The 19,053-nt window shown below is 50.3% G+C and carries 21 protein-coding genes; 9 read left to right on the top strand and 12 right to left on the bottom strand.

Going from position 1 to position 19,053, the window contains the following annotated elements; genetic code table 11:
• Window positions 1–6: 6 nt before the first annotated feature.
• The 4 genes from P6M73_RS13250 to P6M73_RS13265 form a co-directional block, all read right to left on the bottom strand.
• Window positions 7–471 carry a DUF1850 domain-containing protein gene (locus tag P6M73_RS13250; protein ID WP_277853509.1) on the bottom strand — a complete coding sequence of 155 codons (465 nt, stop codon included), beginning with the start codon at window positions 469–471 and terminating at the stop codon, window positions 7–9.
• Window positions 472–1,095, bottom strand: coding sequence for a TAXI family TRAP transporter solute-binding subunit (locus tag P6M73_RS13255; protein ID WP_277853510.1), 624 nt, complete (start codon window positions 1,093–1,095; stop codon window positions 472–474).
• Between the two features lie 20 nt (window positions 1,096–1,115).
• A complete protein-coding gene (locus P6M73_RS13260; RefSeq protein ID WP_277853511.1) occupies window positions 1,116–2,720 on the bottom strand; it encodes an IS1634 family transposase in 1,605 nt (534 codons plus the stop codon).
• Window positions 2,721–2,896: 176 nt separating this feature from the next.
• Window positions 2,897–3,268, bottom strand: coding sequence for a TAXI family TRAP transporter solute-binding subunit (locus tag P6M73_RS13265; RefSeq protein ID WP_277853512.1), 372 nt, complete (start codon window positions 3,266–3,268; stop codon window positions 2,897–2,899).
• Window positions 3,269–4,188: 920 nt separating this feature from the next.
• On the opposite strand from P6M73_RS13265, the gene P6M73_RS13270 reads away from it, so the two are divergent.
• The 4 genes from P6M73_RS13270 (at window position 4,189) to P6M73_RS13285 (ending at window position 8,956) form a co-directional block, all read left to right on the top strand.
• Window positions 4,189–4,974, top strand: coding sequence for an FAD binding domain-containing protein (locus tag P6M73_RS13270; protein ID WP_277853513.1), 786 nt, complete (start codon window positions 4,189–4,191; stop codon window positions 4,972–4,974).
• Window positions 4,971–5,447 carry a (2Fe-2S)-binding protein gene (locus P6M73_RS13275; protein ID WP_277853514.1) on the top strand — a complete coding sequence of 159 codons (477 nt, stop codon included), beginning with the start codon at window positions 4,971–4,973 and terminating at the stop codon, window positions 5,445–5,447. Before P6M73_RS13270 ends, P6M73_RS13275 begins: the two co-directional genes overlap by 4 nt.
• Window positions 5,431–7,737 (top strand): xanthine dehydrogenase family protein molybdopterin-binding subunit, encoded by a 2,307-nt coding sequence (locus P6M73_RS13280; protein ID WP_277853515.1) that lies wholly within the window; start codon window positions 5,431–5,433, stop codon window positions 7,735–7,737. Before P6M73_RS13275 ends, P6M73_RS13280 begins: the two co-directional genes overlap by 17 nt.
• A gap of 460 nt (window positions 7,738–8,197) precedes the next feature.
• A complete protein-coding gene (locus P6M73_RS13285; protein ID WP_277853516.1) occupies window positions 8,198–8,956 on the top strand; it encodes an SDR family NAD(P)-dependent oxidoreductase in 759 nt (252 codons plus the stop codon).
• A 298-nt stretch (window positions 8,957–9,254) separates the two neighbouring features.
• Here P6M73_RS13285 and P6M73_RS13290 read toward each other — a convergent pair whose 3' ends face one another.
• From P6M73_RS13290 to thpR, 4 genes are all read right to left on the bottom strand, one after another.
• Window positions 9,255–9,713, bottom strand: coding sequence for a hypothetical protein (locus tag P6M73_RS13290; protein ID WP_277853517.1), 459 nt, complete (start codon window positions 9,711–9,713; stop codon window positions 9,255–9,257).
• Window positions 9,714–9,859: 146 nt separating this feature from the next.
• Complete coding sequence (locus P6M73_RS13295; RefSeq protein WP_277853518.1) at window positions 9,860–10,651, bottom strand: CBS domain-containing protein; 792 nt, start codon at window positions 10,649–10,651, stop codon at window positions 9,860–9,862.
• 155 nt (window positions 10,652–10,806) lie between these two features.
• Window positions 10,807–11,103 (bottom strand): hypothetical protein, encoded by a 297-nt coding sequence (locus tag P6M73_RS13300; protein ID WP_277853519.1) that lies wholly within the window; start codon window positions 11,101–11,103, stop codon window positions 10,807–10,809.
• 30 nt (window positions 11,104–11,133) lie between these two features.
• The gene (gene thpR / locus P6M73_RS13305; protein WP_277853520.1) at window positions 11,134–11,709 is read right to left on the bottom strand and encodes an RNA 2',3'-cyclic phosphodiesterase; all 576 of its coding nucleotides are present in this window, start codon (window positions 11,707–11,709) and stop codon (window positions 11,134–11,136) included.
• A 702-nt stretch (window positions 11,710–12,411) separates the two neighbouring features.
• Here thpR and P6M73_RS13310 point away from each other — a divergent pair.
• Window positions 12,412–12,576, top strand: a complete 165-nt coding sequence (locus P6M73_RS13310; protein ID WP_277853521.1) for a hypothetical protein — start codon at window positions 12,412–12,414, stop codon at window positions 12,574–12,576.
• A gap of 487 nt (window positions 12,577–13,063) precedes the next feature.
• On the opposite strand, the gene P6M73_RS13315 is transcribed toward P6M73_RS13310, so the two are convergent.
• Window positions 13,064–14,212 (bottom strand): IS91 family transposase, encoded by a 1,149-nt coding sequence (locus P6M73_RS13315; protein WP_277853522.1) that lies wholly within the window; start codon window positions 14,210–14,212, stop codon window positions 13,064–13,066.
• The gene (locus P6M73_RS13320; protein ID WP_277853523.1) at window positions 14,212–15,072 is read right to left on the bottom strand and encodes a tyrosine-type recombinase/integrase; all 861 of its coding nucleotides are present in this window, start codon (window positions 15,070–15,072) and stop codon (window positions 14,212–14,214) included. Before P6M73_RS13320 ends, P6M73_RS13315 begins: the two co-directional genes overlap by 1 nt.
• A 423-nt stretch (window positions 15,073–15,495) precedes the next feature.
• On the opposite strand from P6M73_RS13320, the gene P6M73_RS17050 reads away from it, so the two are divergent.
• The 4 genes from P6M73_RS17050 (at window position 15,496) to P6M73_RS13335 (ending at window position 18,217) form a co-directional block, all read left to right on the top strand.
• Window positions 15,496–15,996: a transposase gene (locus tag P6M73_RS17050; protein ID WP_489666452.1), complete on the top strand. Its 501-nt coding sequence runs from the start codon at window positions 15,496–15,498 to the stop codon at window positions 15,994–15,996.
• 71 nt (window positions 15,997–16,067) lie between these two features.
• Window positions 16,068–17,054 carry an IS3 family transposase gene (locus tag P6M73_RS17055; protein WP_489666453.1) on the top strand — a complete coding sequence of 329 codons (987 nt, stop codon included), beginning with the start codon at window positions 16,068–16,070 and terminating at the stop codon, window positions 17,052–17,054.
• Between the two features lie 13 nt (window positions 17,055–17,067).
• The gene (locus P6M73_RS13330) at window positions 17,068–17,367 is read left to right on the top strand and encodes a Mu transposase C-terminal domain-containing protein (RefSeq protein ID WP_277853524.1); all 300 of its coding nucleotides are present in this window, start codon (window positions 17,068–17,070) and stop codon (window positions 17,365–17,367) included.
• A gap of 49 nt (window positions 17,368–17,416) precedes the next feature.
• Complete coding sequence (locus P6M73_RS13335; RefSeq protein WP_277853525.1) at window positions 17,417–18,217, top strand: ExeA family protein; 801 nt, start codon at window positions 17,417–17,419, stop codon at window positions 18,215–18,217.
• Window positions 18,218–18,286: 69 nt separating this feature from the next.
• Here P6M73_RS13335 and P6M73_RS13340 read toward each other — a convergent pair whose 3' ends face one another.
• Window positions 18,287–18,511 (bottom strand): helix-turn-helix domain-containing protein, encoded by a 225-nt coding sequence (locus P6M73_RS13340; RefSeq protein WP_277853526.1) that lies wholly within the window; start codon window positions 18,509–18,511, stop codon window positions 18,287–18,289.
• A complete protein-coding gene (locus P6M73_RS13345) occupies window positions 18,508–19,011 on the bottom strand; it encodes a transposase (RefSeq protein WP_277853527.1) in 504 nt (167 codons plus the stop codon). Before P6M73_RS13345 ends, P6M73_RS13340 begins: the two co-directional genes overlap by 4 nt.
• Window positions 19,012–19,053: the final 42 nt, after the last annotated feature.

Raw genomic sequence — 19,053 nt, forward strand, 5'->3', positions numbered from 1 at the left:
TTCCCCTTATGGCTCGATGGTGAATGAAACGGCAGCGTTCCTGCCGCAGAGTTCCCGCAGGCTCAGCGTCCTGCCTTTCAATGTCAGCGTGTGATCTGAAACAGTTCCTACAATGAGATTCAGGCTTTCAATCTTGGTTTGAAAGCCTGAAATCACCATTCGTCCATCCCTGTCGTAGGTCAGCGTTTCGCTCGGTCCCAATTCGGTTTGAACTCCAGCCCCCAGGCCGCTGTAGATTGTCCGGACCGGAAGCAGCCGATCGCCGGATCGGGTGAGTTCGTCGATGACCGGGCTCTGATTGACCGAATGAACAAATTCCAGTGAGAAAATCTCTCCCTCAGAAAATGGCCATTGAGCAATCATCCAGCCGGAAGCCTGTTCCCGCAGTACCAGCATTGTTTCCTGAGTACATCCGGTAAGAAGCAGGATCGCAAGCACAGCCAGACTCAGAAACAGACGAAACCGCCTCATTTATTTAAGGGCTCCTACTTCCTTGTAGTATTTCTCGGCGCCGGGGTGGAACTTGATGGAGATGCCCTCCACCGCGTAGGCGGTGCTGAGCTCCTTGCCCTTGGCATGAGCTTTGGCAATGGCGTCCTGATTGTCAAACAGTGCCTTTGTCAGTTTGTAGACCGTATCCTGATCCAGCTCATCCGACACAATGAAGGTAGCTTTCACAGCCAGGGTCGTAACCGCGGCATCGACTCCGCTGTAAGTACCAGCCGGTATTTCATAAGTGGTATAGAACGGATGCGCCGCCTTCAACGCGGCGGCCTTGTCAGCTTCCACGCCCAGGATCTGGATCGGCTTGGTGGTGACCAGATCCATGATAGCTGTGGTGGGCGCTCCGGCCGTACAGAAGAACGCGTCGATTTTATCATCCTTGAAGGCGTCAGCCGAAGCGGCGAAACTCAGGTTCTGCTTCTTGATGTCTTCAAAAGTCACTCCGTATGCTTCAAGAATCTGCTTGGCATTGAATTCCACACCGCTGCCCGCATCTCCGACGGAGACGCTCTTGCCTTTCAGGTCGGCAATGGTTTTTATTCCCGCCTCAGGATCCACTACAATCTGAACCACTTCCGCGTAAAGTCCCAAATTCCCGGGAATTCTATAGTCTACACTTCAAAGTGGAGAATGGTTTGAAGAAATTCCTCCGGTTCGATGGCGAACGCGCTAAGAATGTCCTTTTGTTTCCTGGTCAGTGGCTGGAGCAAACTGCAGCCTGATCCATAATCGGTCCGCTTGATCGTTCCCATCTGTTTGACCAACCGGTTGATGGATTTCTCCCCGCTGTTTTTCCCATGATTGGTCAAATCCGACCACAGAATAAGACTCAAAAAGGCGACAAAGGCTTTCCCTTCTGTCGTCTTTTCTGTGTGCGTCAGAAAGCGGTCATAGTCGATGCTGTTTTTTAAATTCTGGAAGGCCTTCTCCACCGTGTCCCGTCGCCCATAAAGTCGTAGTGCCTCCTCTGCGCTCTTATCCTGGGTATTGCTCAGCAGGCAGAACATGCCGGCCAGCTCAATCATCTCGGTGATCTTCTCGTGATTGCGTTCGTACTCCTCAATCGGTGATGCATTGCGTGTCACATCATAATACTTGTTATACCGAGTAATACTGATGGGCTTCATCTGATTTTGCAGCTCTTCCTCGAGACGATCAACATGCTGGTAGATCCGGGCTTCTTCATCCGCCGCACTGGATGTGTTCAGGTAGATGTGGAGGGTATAGGGCAACTCATTGATCTGGATCACTTTGGACAGTCCATAGCAGCTGGTCTGGGGGATGTGATAACGAGAGTGACGGATCACCGCGGTTGCCTCGATTAATGCCTGACGATAGATTTTCTGGGATTTGGGAGCAGCCATCAGGAAATTGAGTTGGTTCTGGGCCATGAAGCTCAGATTGTCTAGGGTGAGAAAGCCTCGATCCATGATGTAGAACAAATCATTGAGACCGACCAATTCGCCCAATTCCATCATATAGGGGAAAAAGGCCTTGTCCACGATACTTCCGCTGTAGATCTCATAGCAAAGCGGGAGGGCTGTCTTGGTGCCATAGAGCATGCCGATGTTGAGTTGCGGTAGGGTTTCCTGATCCCGATTATAGCCGTACTCTGCCATTTGGATCTCCGCATAGGTCGATATGCTCGTCACATCATAAGCCAGGGTCTGTTCCTCGTCTTTGTGGAGAGCACTCCAGAGCTTAAAAAACCGAAAGCGCTGCTCTTCGCTGATCTGTGCAAACAGTTCGCTGCTGCGCTGGGAATTCAGACTGAGCCTTGTAGAAAGTAGGCTCTCCCGGATGAACAGATCCAGATTCATCATGACATTGCCTTCGCAGACCATATAGATGGCCATCGCCAAAAGCTCTTGTGCCTGCAAGGGAAATACCTGTTGTAAAGCCTTGGTCAATCCAATAGCCTCAGCTCGCTGCCACAACAGAGCGATATGACCAGCCGCCAGAACCTCTTGAGGCGGGGTCAGGGAAATGGCATCGACTGGCAGCGGATAGAACTCAGTGAATCGTTCATTGGGGATCATCCAACCGGGACGAGTAGGATCCTCTTTGCCAATGGCAACTTCCTTGGCTGTAGGGGTACCCAATGCGTTTCTGTAGCGTTTTTCGACATGATAGACGCGTCTGGGCTTATCCGGGCCATCTTTTTTGTAGGTGATGCGCTCGGTGGGAATTGGGATTGAAATATTGAGCATTGCCATAATATCCCTCCTCTGTAGACTACTTATATTGTAGTCTACAGAGGGGTAATAAGCAAGATAAAAATAAATTAAGTCACAGAGCCATCTCATATGAAATCGGCTCTGTGACTTAATTCGAGGAAAATCCAACATCTATGTCACCCAATTGGGGGATCAAACCGAAGGTGTAGACTATACTATTTCCGGGAATTGGGGTAAAGTCCGGCCATGGCTGAAAAACCTTTTACCGCACCGTCGGTGGCGAACAGATCCGTGCCATTAAAGGCATAGTCCATGACGTCATTCTGAACGATGGCCATGTTGACTTCCTTCGCGGAGATTAGCTGGATATTCGCCTTGGAAGCTCCGGTGGACTGAATATTGAAGCTGACTCCGGATTTTTCTCCCAGAATCTGACCAACCGCCGTCCCAAAGGCATAATAGGTTCCCGTGTTGCCTCCGGTTGCCAGTTTCACGGTCTGCTTGGCAGCTCCGCTGGCCGAACAGGATGCCAGCAGTGCGGCTGACAACAGCACAGCCCCGATGGAAGTGATCCATTTCTTGTTCATGTTTGATCCTCCTGAATTCTCTTGATTTCTTGGTCAAATTGTATATTGTTGCAATCAATCATGTCAAGGGGAAAAGAGATAAAAATGCAATTTTAGTTTTTAATTCCTGCATTTTTACCATTGTCTTTTCCTTGGAAAAACCTGGATAAAAGATGCTTTTTCATGGTATTTCGAAAAAATCAGCATAGAATACACCCTGATATTCTAAGAAGATGCGCCATAAGCCCAAGGCAATAATGATTCCTTTCATCGATAAACTTGCATCTATCGAATAAATAGGTATATCACCCCGACATGAGCCGCTCAGTCCATTGGATAAATATTCACATAACGAGAATATTTATCCATGTATCTTCCTGCCCTTCACCATCCCATCTGGCGATCCACCCGAAGAAAACCCAATTTTTGAAATCAGGAATCAGGAATCAGGAATCAGGAATCAACTATCTCAAAAACACTACCTTTCCTCTTGAACCTGTTTTTTCCAAGACAGTCTTTCCCTGCCTGCGCAAAAATCCGATGCTTTCTGGACTGACTCAGGAAGATCCGTCGATGATCCTCGTACTTCCTGAGTAGAGAAAAATGCATTAATAACGTATAATATTCAAAACGAACAAAATGTCATTCCCATAAAAAAACCTTCGTAAATGACCAGTCTGAACAGTTCGCGATCAATCGCATCGTCAATTTCTGACAAGAGACCGGCCAGCCAAACATGTTCAATGACAAAGAATCATGAACTCATAACAATGAACTACCCTCAGCTAACTGCCAGCTGCTAACTGCCAGTTGCTAACTGCTAACTACGAACGGCCAGCTGCTAATTACTAATCACTAATTACCGACCACGATCAATAAAATTGAACTTGGAACGATAAGCTTGTACTTTGAGCTATGAACTATGCATAGGGGGAATCAAAATGATGAATATGGAGAGGATCATCCGGGTCAGCAGCCTGAACGAAGCCTGGACCTTGAATCAGGAGAGATCCAATGTGATTCTGGGTGGATTCATGTGGATGAAAATGGCCAATCGATCCGTTGCTACCGGGATTGATCTGTCCCTGCTGGGACTGGATCAGATCGAAGTCACTCCGGAAGAATTCCGGATCGGCTGCATGTGCACCCTCAGAACGCTGGAACTGCACCCTGAAATCAATCGCCAGTTCCCTGGATATTTCGCCAACGCCCTGGGCTCTCTGGTTGGAGTCCAGTTTAGAAATGGGGCAACGATAGGCGGCAGCGTCTTTGGCCGTTATGGCTTTTCAGACGTCCTGACCAGCCTGCTGGCACTGGACACCCGGGTTGAACTGTATCAGGGCGGGCTGGTCCCACTAGCAGACTTTGTCAATCAGAAACTTGACAATGACATACTGGTCCGGATTATTATCCGGCGCGACAACCGAACCGCTGCCTATCTGTCCCAAAGAAATACCCGGACAGATTTTCCAGTCATTGCCGTAGCAGCAGCATGCAGGAATCAAACGGTTTATATTTCTGTCGGCGCGCGTCCCATGAAGGCCGCCCTGGTAGAGCTCGCCCTGTCGGATGACGCTGCGGCTGATCCGGATTCACTGGCACAGCAGGCGGTCTCACAATTATCCTTCGGTAAGGACATGAGGGGCAGCGCGGAATATCGCCGGCATCTGGCTCAGGTCTATATCCGGAGAGGTCTTGAGCAAATTCTGGGAGGTACAAAGGCATGATCATCCATCTGAAATTAAACGGGAAGGACATCGAGCGGGAAATCGCCGATGACACGCTCCTGATCGACTTTCTCCGAGACAATGGCTGTCTCAGCGTCAAACGAGGCTGCGAGACCTCCAGCTGCGGTCTGTGTACCGTCATGCTGGACAACCGGCCGATTCTGTCCTGTTCGACTCTGGCTGCCCGAGTCGACGGAAAGCAGGTCCTGACCTTGGAGGGACTTCAGAAAGAAGCCGCTGAATTTGGTGTATTCCTGGCAGACGAAGGCGCAGAACAGTGCGGTTTCTGCAGTCCCGGCATCGTCATGAGTGTTCTGGCCATGACCCGGGAACTGGATCAGCCCGATGATGAGGCCATCGCTCATTACCTGTCCGGCAACCTGTGCCGCTGTACCGGCTATATGGGACAAAAGCGGGCCATCCGCAACTATCTCAACGCAAGGAGGGCAAATAAACATGAAGCAGCTGAATAAGCCCATCCGGAAAAAAGATGCCATGGCGCTGGTCACGGGCAAGCCGGTCTATACGGCGGACCTCACGCCGAAGGATGCCCTGGTGGTAAAACTTCTGAGGAGTCCCCATGCTCACGCCCTCATCACAGAAATCGACGCATCCCAGGCACTGGCCCTGCCCGGCATCGAATGCGTTCTGACCTGGCAGGATGTTCCGAATGAGCGATTCACACTGGCCGGTCAGACCTATCCGGAACCAAGCCCCTATGACCGGCTGATCCTGGATCGGCACCTGCGCTTTGTAGGCGATCCCGTAGCCATCGTTGCCGGAACCGACGCGAAACTCGTAGATAAGGCCATGAGTCTGATCCGGGTCAGCTATGAGGTGCTGGAACCCCTGCTGGATCCGATGATCGCCAAGGACCATCCCATTCTGATCCATCCCGAGGACAACTGGAAGAGCCTGGTTCCGGTGGGAGCCGACAACCGGCGCAATCTGGCAGCCAGCGGTCAGAAGGAACACGGCGATGTGGAAGCCGTGCTGGCCGGCTGTGATTATGTGGTGGAGGAAACCTATCATACCAAGGCGAATAACCAGGCGATGATGGAGACCTTCCGGACCTACACCTATCAGGATGTCTATGGCCGGCTGACCTGCCTCTCGTCCACCCAGGTCCCCTTTCATGTCCGTCGCATTCTTTCCCATGCCCTGGGAATCCCCAAGGGTCAGATCCGCGTCATAAAACCCCGAGTCGGCGGAGGGTTCGGTGCCAAGCAAAGCGCTGTCATGGAGATGTACCCGGCTCTGGTTACCATGAAGACCGGAAAAGGGGCTCTGCTGGTTTACAGCCGCCAGGAATCACACATCGCCGGATCACCGCGGCATGAAAATATCCTGAAGGTCCGGGTTGGCGCCACCAAGGACGGCATCATCCGAGCCATCGACCTGTATACCCTGTCCAATACGGGCGCTTATGGAGAACACGGTCCCACCACGGTGGAACTTTCTGCCTATAAGTCGATTCCGCTTTATGGCAAAGCGGATGCGTTCCGATTCCGTTTTGACGTTGTGTATACCAATGTGATGTCTGCCGGTGCCTACCGCGGTTACGGCGCGCCCCAGGGACTATTCGCCGTGGAGTCCGCGGTGAACGAACTGGCCCGGAAAATGGACTGGGATCCGGTCAAGCTGCGGGAGCTGAATATGGTCCGCGAAGGGCAGATCATGCCGGCCTATTACGGCGAGCAGCTCAACAGCTGCGCCTTGGATCGCTGCATGGCCCGAGCTAAGGAAATGATGAAATGGGACGAGAAATATCCAGCCCGTGATCTTGGCAACGGCAAGATCCGCAGCGTTGGGGTAGCCATGGCCATGCAGGGCTCCGGCATCACGCACCTGGATACCGCTGCTGTCTCGTTGAAAGTGAATGACGATGGCTTCTACTCGCTCAGCATCGGCGCAGCCGATATGGGCACCGGATGCGACACCAGCCTGGCCCAGGTAGCCGCTGAATGCCTCAACTGTTCCGTGGATGATATTGTCGTACATGGGGTCGATACGGACACTTCGCCCTATGACAAAGGCTCCTACGCTTCCAGCACCGCCTACATCACCGGCATGGCCACCGTCAAGACGTGTGAAGCGCTGGTTTTAAAGATCCGGGAGGCCGGTGCCAAAGCGTTGAAATGCGGGCTGGATGAAGTGGACTTTGACGGAATTCGCGTCTACCACGCACAAACCAATGCCTCGATTTCGCTGAAGGATCTGGCCAATCGGAATATGGCCGGTCACCAGAATACTCTCTATGCCACAGAGTCCCATTGCTCCGCCTTCTCCCCGCCCCCCTTCATGGTCGGCATGGCTGAAGTGGAAATCGATCAGGAAACCGGAACCATCGACCTCATCGATTACGTCGGCGTTGTGGACTGCGGCACCGTCATCAATTCGAACATCGCCCGGATTCAGGCCGAAGGGGGAATTGCCCAGGGCATTGGCATGGCGCTGTATGAAGATATCCAGTACAGCGACAAAGGCCAGCTCTACAACAACTCCCTGATGCAATACAAAATCCCCACCCGCCTCGATGTCGGAACCATCCGGGTGGCCTTCGAATCAAGCTACGAACCCTCCGGTCCCTTCGGTGTCAAATCCATCGGTGAAGTGGTCATCAACACTCCGCCTCCGGCCATTGCCGGCGCGATCCTGAACGCCACCGGCGCCTCCATCCGGGATTTGCCGATGACCCCGGAGAAGATCTTCAGCGCCATGACCGCCTTGTCCAGCCAGACAGAGGACCCCTCCGTTCGCTGACCGCCCAGTCCCATATCAGTCATCAACCAAGAATCCGGAAACCCATATCACCTTTGGCTTTCCGGATTTTTATCCCGTCATTATGTTTCATAATTATCATCAGCCCCCTTGATATGGTGAAAGTTCTGACGTAATCCCCCTCTCCGACCCCCTGTTTTTCAATAGTTCTGGCTGATATGTTACGCATTCCGGTCGTACCTCGGGGAATCCGGTTGGAATCCGGATTCGGGAGTCGTCCCAGTGATATATCAAGTCCCACTGTCAATGAGCACTGAAACTGCCCTTCAACAGGGTTTGCCATTTCAATCTTGATGGAATCACTCTAAAATAATCAGCGAATGATTTTTAATTATCGAAATGATAAATTCATAACTATTTTTTCACCGAGTGCGATCTTTTTATCAATAATTTGATATCATACTATCAAACAATGAATTTTATCCTTCAGGAGGAATTGGACATGTTTAATCTGAAAAACAGAGTTGTTGTCATCACCGGCGCCTCATCCGGACTGGGAGCACAGATGGCCAGAGGTTTCGCCGCCCAGGGCGCTGACCTGGCACTTCTGGCCAGACGCAAGGAAAAGCTGGACACGCTGGCGAAGGAACTTGAAGAACTCGGGGTTCGCTGCGTCACCGTCCAGTGCGATGTGACCGATCCAAAGGCTGTGAATCAGGCCGCTCAGGAAGTAGAAGCTGCCTTTGGCAGAGTCGATGTCCTGGTCAACAATGCCGGTTCCGCCAAAAATGCCGGCGTTCTCAACATGACCGATGAAGAATGGGATTTCACCATGGACGCCGATCTGAAGAGCGTATTCCTGGTAACTCGCGCATTCGCAAACATCATGAAGAAGAACAACTACGGCCGAATCATCAACATCGCCTCCATGTATGGCCTGGTAGGCAATACCGCCATCGATACCGTCGCCTATCATGCCTCCAAGGGCGGAGTCGTGAACTTCACCCGGGCCGTTGCCGCTGAACTGGCCAAATACAGCATCACCTGCAATGCGATCTGTCCCGGCTATTTCGCAACCGAACTCACGGTGGACACGCTCAATACGGAGTCATTCCAGGCCTATATGAAAGGCACAGTCCCCATGGGACGCTACGGCAAAGAAGGCGAACTCAATGCCGGAGCCATCTTCCTGGCCAGTGACGAAGCTTCCTATGTCACCGGCGTGATCCTGCCGATTGACGGCGGATACACCGCAGTCTAGGCTACCAAAAGAAGATACCATCATGCAACAGCGAAAGCCGGATTCGCATCCGGCTTTTGTTTTGCATTGATTTAATTCATTCGACGCCATTCGACGCCATTCTGCGACATTCAACGGTTTACTCTGTCGTTCATCCAATGATTCATTCAATGGCTCAATAACAAAGCACCTCTCCGGTTATACCCATCAATATACCAGGAGCTCGGCCCATGGCTTAACCCGGAGATATTTTCGGGACTTATTATCCTGGCATTCACTGATGATCAGATCCGGAGTCTGCACGGTCAAATCAGCCTCGCTAATTCAAAGAAACCACATGGATCTTCTTATATTGCTGTTTCTCTTCTTCACTGGCAGATTCAAAGGCTGAACGTCTTTTCTCATTGGTTTGCTCCAGGAACTTACTCAGGTTTTGGAGCAATGCCGGATCGAGATAGTCCTTCAGGATCTCCTCGAACGTTGAAAAAGCCCGTTCGTCGAGAAGAAGATTTACCTCATCTCCAATCGATTGCCAAAGAAGACCGTTTGATCCTTTTCCTTCCGGCTGCTCCTCTTCCAGAAGCCGGATTCGCTGGATAATCTCATCCTCGTGATATATTGCATGGGTTTTTTCCAGCAGATATGCCAGTTCAACCATGACCGGATAATACTCTCTTTCCTCGTAGATCACCGGGGGAGTGTCCTTCACGATTTTTCTGGCTGTCGTTTGTCCTGCAAGATTTGCCGCGGGCCGGTTCGTCAGTTTTTTCGCCTTCATTCTTTCTCCTCGTTTCTAAGTAATCTTTTGTGTTTAATCATTCATTCATTCTACCATCATTTTATCATTGAAATATTCTATTTATCATTCTGCCATTCAATTGTTCATTCACTCTGCCTGCTCCAGGACATGTTTCTTCCAGGCTTCTAAAACAAGCCTTTCTTCTCTGCCCGGTAATTCATCAAATCCCATAATGTGGTCATGCCCAGGAGCTTCTCGGCGGAATTTCCGTTTTCTGTAATGAACAGCACTTCCAGTCGCTGATTAGGGCGTCCGGCGGCAAATTCGGCCTCTGCTTCTGAAATCGACAGGGATTTGGGAATAAATCCAAAGCTTTCATTCACATGTTTTTCCGATTTGATGTAGGTTTCAAAATCACGCAGCGGCAGTTCTTTCTCCAGAATGTATTCATCTTGATCGGCCAGCATGTTAAACAATGTTTCCTGGCTGAAGACGCCAATCAGACGCCCATTCTCCAGCACCGGAATGTAACTGAAATTTCCTGCGATCATCCGGTTTACGACGGACTGCAAACTCTGATCCAGGGTGGTTGCAGCCATTGCGTGCAAAGGGACTGAAATGGCAGGATATACTTTTGGCGGATTCATGATCACCCGGCAAATTTCTTCAAAGCGATCCACCGTGGTTTTCAGCGGAATGGCGATCACCTTCGGGTTCACACCCGGTGCTTTGCCATAGCCGTGGAGGATCGCGTTGCGCAGCTGAGCCATTTCCCTCAGTTCATGAAGATGTTCCGCCCGAATGACCTGATATCCGGTCAGTTCCCTTAGTTTATCCATGAACGGGATATGATTCATATCGCTCCATGACCCCTGCTCCTGACAGAGTCGGGTTCCCATATAGTCATCCAGCTCGTTGAACAGTGAGATAAACCGGCTGGTGTCTCCGTACTGGTCTGTCGTCGTATTGAAATCCATGCGTTCCTCCTGCAGTGTTCCATGACTTTAAGGACATGTCAGTAGCCTTCTGTTTAAGCCTGTGGTTCCAGACAGAATCTTCGGTTTCAACTGATGGGACTGAGCCTCACTATGAGCTGTCCGCCCAAATCTTGAGCGGCCGTGATTTTAATTATCTATCTGCCGAAGTTGATCACAAACGCGAACACGCCAATGCCAAGACCAAGGACAGCAAACATCAGATTCTTGACCCCTTCGGATGTCTTGCTCTTCATATACTGAATCGAAGAAACCGTACTGATGGCCAGTGGGATCAGCAGGCCGGGAAGCTTCGGCAGCGTGTTGCTGCCCTTCCCATCCAGTCCAATTTGAACAATCATTACATCCGGCAGCATCAAGTAGCTCACCCCGGCGATGATTAATGCAATCGCGATCATAATCATCCCAGTCAGTTCTTTTCTGGATCGTTTCACAATAAAATTCCTCCCTGAAGGTTCGTTTCGTTAAGAATCACTCGGATCCTTTGAATCATTGTTCTGCAGTTTCGTCCCCCGCTGCCCGGCATTGCCTGGTTTTGAGTAAATTGGTGTATAGGTCAGTGTCCCTTCCATCTGTTCTGATTTCATCAGTTCAACAGTATGAACTCTGTCCACTAATGGTTGAATAGTCCAGGGCGGAAAGTTCGTGAGGATGTCCCGGCCGAGTGTGATATGGGGCCTGTACGTGCGCTGTTCCAATGAAAACCCCGCCCGTAAGAGCCGCTCCGTCAGATCCAGCTGCAAAGCCTGCAGCGCCTCATTCTCACCCACGCCGGCCCACCAGATGTCTCGGCGATTGCGCTGGAATCTGCCCACCCGATCTATGATGATGGGGAACGGATCGAACCGCACCTCATCCAGGACTGACCGGACGGCAGCGGTCTGTCTTTCATCGCACTCGCCCAGAAATACCAGGGTCAGGTGCAAATTTTCCGCAGTGGTGAATCTGCCGCGCTGTGAATGAAGCCGGACTTCATCGCGCAGCCCAGTGAGTTTGGAGCCGGTTTCCTGAGAAAACCTGATTGCTATGAATAATCGCATCAATCTTCCTCCCGAGCCTGAGATCCGGTTCGATTCAAACTTCGATGACCGTTCCCGGCATCTGTTTAAGTTCATTCTAGGGGACGAAGGAAAGAAAAGGAAGTGTTTTTCATGACCGCTGGACTGCGACTGATGATGCTCCGGTCAAAAAATGGCCGTTTTTGACCGGAGGCTTAAGTTCCATCAAAATAATGATTCACAATAATATTCTTATGATGTTGATATTCTGGTAAGCTTTACATGCATTCATTATTGAACTACTCGCAATAATTAGAAAACGCTATTGACTTCATTAATCACCCATGATAAATTCTTGGAAAGCGATGACGAAGAAACGCTGAAGGAACAATGGTTGCAGAGAGTCCGTACTGGCTGTGAGCGGATACCGGAAACCTTCAGGGATCTCTCTTCCGAGCGGCGGAAGAAACCAAAGGGCTGAATATCCCAACGGCAGTAGACCCGCACGCTGGACGGCGTTAACGTCCGGGACCGATAAAGGCCCAACGAGCGGCATGGTAAACAGCCATGCAATTTGAGTGGTACCGCGGAGCTGATCAGCAGTTTCGTCTCAAAAGAAGGATATCTTCTGAGACGAGGCTTTTTTATTTCCTTATTCAGAAGATCAGGCAAGACCAGGCAGGTTCCACCGGATGGCACCTGTCACTGCAGGAAACCACTTATTTGAAACGAGGAGGATTTATCATGAACAACACGACCAACAACAATTTGAACAAGGATTTCGACTTTTCCAACAGCTTCCGGCATGAGATCGTACAGGAGAACCTGGAATCATCCGCCACCGGCTGGGACATTTTCAGCCAGGCGTCCGCAGGTCTGCTGGAATTTAATTACAGCACTGAGAATTAGGTCAAAGTGACCGCACCAAAAGAAATGAATGCAGCATCGGGATCCTGAGCCGCCTGTCAGTCAGACGCTCCGGATCCCCTGTTCCTTTTTGGGAACAGGTTGGTTCCTGTCATTGCTTCTATCTTTCCGTTTCTAATTTCAGGCTGCGATCCTTCTAAATTTTAGGTTGCAATCCTTCTGATCCGGTAAATATCTGTCCGATACCCACTTACTTTCGGTATAATTAGTTAGGAAAGAATTGATTCGGGGAAAATAAAAAGCCATCATATGCAGTAAAGCATTGATGACCCGAAGCAATTTTTCCTATTGGACACAATCGCGTGAACTGGATCTGGCTATGGGGATTCAATCAAACCCACCGCCTCATGGATCAGGCAAAAGAGCTGTCTCCACTCTCTAAAACTTTGGAATTGGAACATCGTTGGAAAAAAAGGGGATGCTTCGCAGCCCCACCTGGGTGGAGCTTTTTTTGTATCGGGGCCCATGGTCATTCGATCTTTTTGACACTGGCGAGACTTTGTCGCCGGATGTTTGAACTTCCACAATGTCTGCAACAATTGACGTCGATCCCGTATATGCGGTTGAGAATTTCAACTCCCGTCAGATCCTTTAAGACCGGTTTGACGATTTTCCCTTTGATCAGGATCCGGATCAGCTTAAGTTTTTTGCCTTTCGTTCGGTTGCTGAGCAATCCGTAATGCCGGATTTTGACGAATCCCTTTGGAAGAACATGCATGAGAAATCTTCGGATAAATTCCTCATGCCCAAGAGTGAGCGTTTTTTTCGTACCGGTTTTGTAGTCCTTCACCCGAAAAGTAACCGATTTGTCGCCGACCTCAAGGATCCTGGAGTTGCTGATGGCGATACGATGCGTATATCGGCCCAAATACTCAATCACCTGGTCCGCGGATTTGAACGGTTCTTTGAGGTAGGGAATCCATTCTTTGGCATAAAGCTTCGTCAGGAATTGGTTGAATTCGCGAGGAAATTGGAGCAGGCTCAGTTCACCAGGGAAAGCCAGAGTCTTTTTGAGTGAGAGTTTTTTAAGACCGTCCAGGAATTTGCCTCGAAAGAGCTTTGAAACAACCTTAATGGGAAAGAGAAATTTCTTGCCTGAAGTCACGAATCGACCGGCATCGGTGAGACCACCACCCAGAACGATCGCGTGAATATGTGGATGAAACGACAGGTTGCTGCCCCAGGTATGAAGGACACTGATGAAGCCGATGTCCGCACCTAAAAACTTTTTGTCGCGGGCCAGATCCATCAGAGTTTCCGAGCTGGCGCTGTACAGGAGGTTGTAGAGTGCCCGTTTGTTGGCATAGATCAGTGGGTTCAACTCTTCGGGCACGGTGAAGACCGCGTGGAAATAAGGAGCATCAATGACATCTGCCTTTTGGGCATCGATCCATTTTTCCTTTTTCAGGGATTGGCAGCAGGGGCAATGGCGATTTCTGCAGGAATTGTAGTGGAAATGGGTTTTTCCGCAGTCCTGGCAAATGGTCTGGTTACCGCCCATAGCCGGTGTCTTGCAGCTCATGATCGCCTCTGCCACTTTGTTCGACTCATAGTTCATTCCGTATTGTTCCAGATAACCAAGGTAACCCTGATCAAAGACCTGCTGGATTTTGTGCATTACAAACCACCATCAAAGGGATTTGTGAAGTTGACAGGCCCGGTTCTTGCCAGATGGATGTATATGGTGGTGCTGTTTATGGATTTGTGTCCCAGCAGTTTCTGGATGGTAAGAAGATCTGTCCCACTCTCATAGAGATGAGTGGCAAATGCGTGGCGAAATGAGTGAGCGGTCACATGCTTGCTCCAGTTAAGGCTTTTCAGATGGAGAGAAATGAGACGTCCGAAAAAAGCGCTCTTCACTGGTCCATCCCCTTTTTTGTTGGGGAAAAGCCATCCCCTGGGTCGCCCATATTGATAATAATATTTTGTTAGGATGAGTACCGCTTTTTTAGAGAGCGTGGCATACCGCTCGGACCGGTTTTTCGAAGCCCGTATAAAGATTCGGCCATCCTGGTAATGGATATCTTCAAAGCGCAAATGACAAAGCTCAGACAACCGGAGTCCAGAGGAATACAGTAATGCAACGCAGGCTTTCAGTCGCAAATCGTTTATGGAGTTGATAAACGCCATGGTCTCATCCACCGAAAGAACCTCTGGAAGGTAAGACTTGATCGTCATGGCGGGAACTTCGTACCGGTCCCACGGTTGCTTCAGGAGATAGAGCCTGAAAAATCGTATTTGAGAGGTATGGGCATTGATGCTGTGGTTGGAAAGCTTCTTTGTCTTCTTCAAGTAGAGGATGTAGGTCCTGATATTTTCGTAGGATGCGTCCTTGGGCTGGATGCCCATGGAGTCAAGCCACTCGAGATAGGATTTCAGGAAGGATTGATAACTTTTTTTGGTATTTGATGAGAGATCTCTGAGTTCGAGATAATGTTCCATTTGAGAGAAATAAGATTCTAAAATAAATTGATCCATCGAGGTACTCCTTTCAAAAAGCGCAGTAATGCATTGGGCATCAGCGCCTTGGGTGGAGACCTGGATGGGCAGATTAAAAAAGTTGTGTTGTTGTGGTGGCTAAAATATGGTAACATAGGCGTGCAAATAGTAGTTGCTCTCCTTTGGTTATTTGTTGTTTGTAGTGAATCCACAATAAACCATAAATGGAGGTGTAGCTACTATTTGTTTTTTTTGCACGAACAAGCCTCTGTCAAACCAAGAGGCATAAGTATAAAATTGTAACAAAGAACTATCGCGTAGCGATTTTGTTCAATCTGGATCCCAGGCCCTTGAAATATCTGCCAGCGGAGAAGGTCGCCAACGCCTTTCCCTATGTGTCAGAAAAGTTGTCGTACCTGAAAGAAAAAAGTATCCTATTAAGGATAAGAGGAGGACGACAATATGGCTTATACCAGAAGGATCAAAGAAACTGCAATCCGGATGATGCTTCCCCCGGAGAACATCCCATTGAAGAAGATCACAGAGACACTTGGAATCCCGGAGGGCACCCTGAAGAAATGGCGTCAAGAACTTCGGGAGAACGGCCATCCACTGCCTGAGGCGGATCCTCCGTCAGATAAGTGGAGCAGCCAGGACAAGTTCCTCATCGTCACGGAAACCATGAAGATGAATGAGGCCGAGCTCTCGGAGTACTGCAGGAAAAACGGGCTCTACGCGGAGCAGATCAGGAACTGGCAGGAAAACTGCATGAACGCCAACGGCAACATCCCCGGGCAGATCGCCGAACTCATGCAGCAGGACAAAGCAGCCCAGCGCGAGCTCAAACGGCTGAAAAAAGAGCTTCAGCGCAAGGAATCCGCACTGGCTGAGACCGCCGCACTGCTGGTGCTTCGAAAAAAAGCGGAAGCGATCTGGGGATCTTCGGAGGACGAGGAAGACTGACCAGCGCCCCCGATCGCGCATTCCTTATCCAGCTGGTAGAGGAAGCGGTCGCCTCCGGTGCCAGGCAGGCCGTGGCCTGTCAAGAACTGGGCCTTTCCCCAAGGACATATCAGAGATGGGTGAATCCGAAGGAGCCCCATGAGGATCAAAGACCCCTGGCCGCAAGGCCAGAGCCGAAGAACAAGCTGACGTCTCAAGAAAAGCAGACTATCCTAAAGACCGTGAACAGGCCGGAGTATGCGGACAAACCACCCAGCCAGATCGTACCCGCGCTGGCCGATGAAGGGACCTATATTGCGTCGGAATCGAGTTTCTACCGAGTCATGCATGAAGCAGCCCAGATCAGTCACCGCGGCAGAAGCGAGCAGCCCTGCAGGAGGGCTGTAGTCCGCCTTGTCGCCACTGCGCCCAACCAGGTCTGGTCCTGGGACATCACTTACCTTCCCGGCCCCATCAAGGGGCTCTACTACTACCTCTACCTCATCCTCGACATCTTCAGCCGCGATATCATGGGCTGGGAAGTGTGGGAGGAAGAATCCGCCGAACATGCCAGCCATCTCATCCGAAAAGCCGTCCCGTCCCAAGGCCTGCTCCTTAATCAGCAGCCGCTCATCCTGCACTCCGACAATGGAAGCCCGATGAAGGGGGCAACCATGCTGCACACGCTCTATGAGCTCGGAATCACGCCATCACGCAGCAGGCCAAGAGTGAGTAACGACAATCCCTACTCCGAGTCCATGTTCAGGACCTGCAAATACCGTCCCGACTATCCACTCAAAGGCTTCGTTTCCCTGGAGGAATCCAGGAACTGGTGCCTTACTTTCGTGCGGTGGTACCGGTTCGAACATCATCACAGCGGGATCGGATTTGTCACGCCAAACCAGGTCCATTCAGGCGTCGCGGATAAGATCCTTGAACAACGCCGGCAGGTATATGAGCTGGCACGAAAGAAGAACCCTCTGCGGTGGTCCAAGAGTATCCGCGACTGGTCTATGCCCAAAGAAGTATGGCTCAATCCGGAGAAGAATTCTGACCAAGATTTGCGACAACTATCTTGACAATTACCGCTTTTTGCACGCCGAGACCAGAAAAGTCGACAAGAGTGGCTGCATCAACTTTGGCGGCGCGAAGTATGAAGTTGGGCTACCCTATGTGGCTCGCAGCGTGGAAGTGGTCTATGACCCCAGTAACACCGAGGAACTGAGCATTGAGTATCAGGATGACAAACCCTTTGTGGTGAGAAAGCTGGTCATTGGGGAGCGTGTGGCGCCCAAGCCTCAGCTGCCGGAGTTCCTGACTCCAGTCAAGCCAACCTCTTCCCGGTTACTCGATGGTGCCCAAAAGCAGAATCAGAAGCGAAAAGACAAATAGCAGTCTACGGCCATCTCTTTCAAAGACATAAGAAAAGGGGGTGGCAGTGATGTTTGAAGCGTTTTATGGCTTCAAGAAAACTCCATTCTGTCGGGATCTGCCGACTACGGAACTATTCCCTTCCAATACGCTGGAGGAGTCCCTAAGCAGATTATCCTATGTCGCCGAACGGCAACTCTTCTGTGTACTCACCGGAGAGTGCGGCACTGGTAAGACGACCACCATTCGCCGATTCCGCGATCAACTGGATGACACCAGATACACCCTGATCTATCTGGCAGACTCGAAAATGACGCCGAGAAATTTCTACAAAGGGATGCTGGATCAGTTAGGGGCCGAATCAAGATTCTATCGAGGGGATGCCAAACGCCAGCTGCATAAAGAGATCGAGTTGATGAAAGGACTCCACAATAAGCGTCCGGTGGTCGTTGTCGATGAGGCGCATCTGCTGGATCGAGAAATGCTTGAAGAGGTACGTTTTCTCCTCAACTTCCGGATGGATGCCGTCAGTCCCATGGCACTGGTTCTGGTGGGCCAGGTCGAGCTATGGGAGAAACTCCAGATGCAGTCCTATACGGCGATCCGGCAACGGATCGACATCCAGTGCAAAATACAATTGATGGACCACTCACAGGTGAAGGGATACATGAAACGCCACCTGGAATATGCCGGGATCGACCATGAGCTCTTCTCAGATGAGGCTACTGAGGCAATCTATCGATATTCCGGTGGATCCGCCAGGCTAGTCAACCAAGTGTGTACCAGCACTCTGATCTTTGGTTACCAAAGTGGAAAGCGAATCATTGACGACCACATGGTCAAACTGGTCATCAATGGTGAACTGAGCTAAACAAAATGGCAAGTTGAAATTTCTCTCAACTTGCCATTCTTTCCAGCAATTCCCGGACAAGAAATACCATCAACTTCTGGACAAGGAACAATAGCAGTAACAGCTCGGCTCAGAGCGCTTCGCCGTTTGTCTTCGGTCAATATAGTCACCGGTAGTCTTGGAGAGGCCGACCCAGCGATAATAGGTGCGTTCAGTAAGACCAATCTCCTTACAGGCAACTGGCTTTCTGGCTCCATTCGTTACAGCTTCATCGATTAACAGGATGGCTTTGCTGCGATCTGAGGCGTTAATCATTCGTCCTCGTTTTCCGTCAAGTTTCCCCAAATCGCATTCGCTTTTTTTCGCAGTATCAGCAGAGCCGCCGTTTCTGCCAGGGCTTTTTCCTTGCGCAGAAGCTCTTTCTCCATGAGTTTTAACTCTTTGTCCCTTTGTCTCAAAGCTTTATTCAGACGGTTGGCTTCTTCCGCCACCTCGCCATTGGCCTGCATGCAGGCGTTTTTCCACCATTCGATCTGCTCAGCGTAAATGCCTTTCTTGCGGCAATACTCCGCCAGATCAGTTTCAGTCATCCCTGCTGTCTCAACTACGATCAGAAACTTGTCCTCTGTGGTCCAATCATCCGAAGGCGCATCAGTAGCAGGGGCAGCCTGCCCGTTTGCACGGGCGCCATCTCTCCATTTTCGAAGTGTCGCTTGCGGGATCCCTTCTTGTTTGGAAATCCTGGAGATTGATTGATTATTCGGAGGCAGCATTTTCGCAACCATTGCATCTTTTAACTCTTTGCTATAAACCATTATCATTATCCTCTCAGTAGGTATGCTTACTATACTATGTTG

This window comes from Anaerococcoides asporogena (assembly GCF_029590275.1).
Taxonomy (GTDB): domain Bacteria; phylum Bacillota; class Clostridia; order Clostridiales; family Clostridiaceae; genus JG1575.

Coding starts and splice junctions, on each gene's coding strand:
- P6M73_RS13340 (WP_277853526.1), bottom strand. CDS start 18,511: ATGATTAACGCCTCAGATCGCAGCAAAGCCATCCTGTTAATCGATGAA.
- P6M73_RS13345 (WP_277853527.1), bottom strand. CDS start 19,011: ATGGTTTATAGCAAAGAGTTAAAAGATGCAATGGTTGCGAAAATGCTG.
- P6M73_RS13315 (WP_277853522.1), bottom strand. CDS start 14,212: ATGCACAAAATCCAGCAGGTCTTTGATCAGGGTTACCTTGGTTATCTG.
- P6M73_RS13260 (WP_277853511.1), bottom strand. CDS start 2,720: ATGGCAATGCTCAATATTTCAATCCCAATTCCCACCGAGCGCATCACC.
- P6M73_RS13275 (WP_277853514.1), top strand. CDS start 4,971: ATGATCATCCATCTGAAATTAAACGGGAAGGACATCGAGCGGGAAATC.
- P6M73_RS13270 (WP_277853513.1), top strand. CDS start 4,189: ATGATGAATATGGAGAGGATCATCCGGGTCAGCAGCCTGAACGAAGCC.
- P6M73_RS13250 (WP_277853509.1), bottom strand. CDS start 471: ATGAGGCGGTTTCGTCTGTTTCTGAGTCTGGCTGTGCTTGCGATCCTG.
- P6M73_RS13265 (WP_277853512.1), bottom strand. CDS start 3,268: ATGAACAAGAAATGGATCACTTCCATCGGGGCTGTGCTGTTGTCAGCC.
- P6M73_RS13310 (WP_277853521.1), top strand. CDS start 12,412: ATGAACAACACGACCAACAACAATTTGAACAAGGATTTCGACTTTTCC.
- P6M73_RS13285 (WP_277853516.1), top strand. CDS start 8,198: ATGTTTAATCTGAAAAACAGAGTTGTTGTCATCACCGGCGCCTCATCC.
- P6M73_RS13290 (WP_277853517.1), bottom strand. CDS start 9,713: ATGAAGGCGAAAAAACTGACGAACCGGCCCGCGGCAAATCTTGCAGGA.
- P6M73_RS13280 (WP_277853515.1), top strand. CDS start 5,431: ATGAAGCAGCTGAATAAGCCCATCCGGAAAAAAGATGCCATGGCGCTG.
- thpR (WP_277853520.1), bottom strand. CDS start 11,709: ATGCGATTATTCATAGCAATCAGGTTTTCTCAGGAAACCGGCTCCAAA.
- P6M73_RS17050 (WP_489666452.1), top strand. CDS start 15,496: ATGGCTTATACCAGAAGGATCAAAGAAACTGCAATCCGGATGATGCTT.
- P6M73_RS13295 (WP_277853518.1), bottom strand. CDS start 10,651: ATGGATTTCAATACGACGACAGACCAGTACGGAGACACCAGCCGGTTT.
- P6M73_RS13320 (WP_277853523.1), bottom strand. CDS start 15,072: ATGGATCAATTTATTTTAGAATCTTATTTCTCTCAAATGGAACATTAT.
- P6M73_RS13335 (WP_277853525.1), top strand. CDS start 17,417: ATGTTTGAAGCGTTTTATGGCTTCAAGAAAACTCCATTCTGTCGGGAT.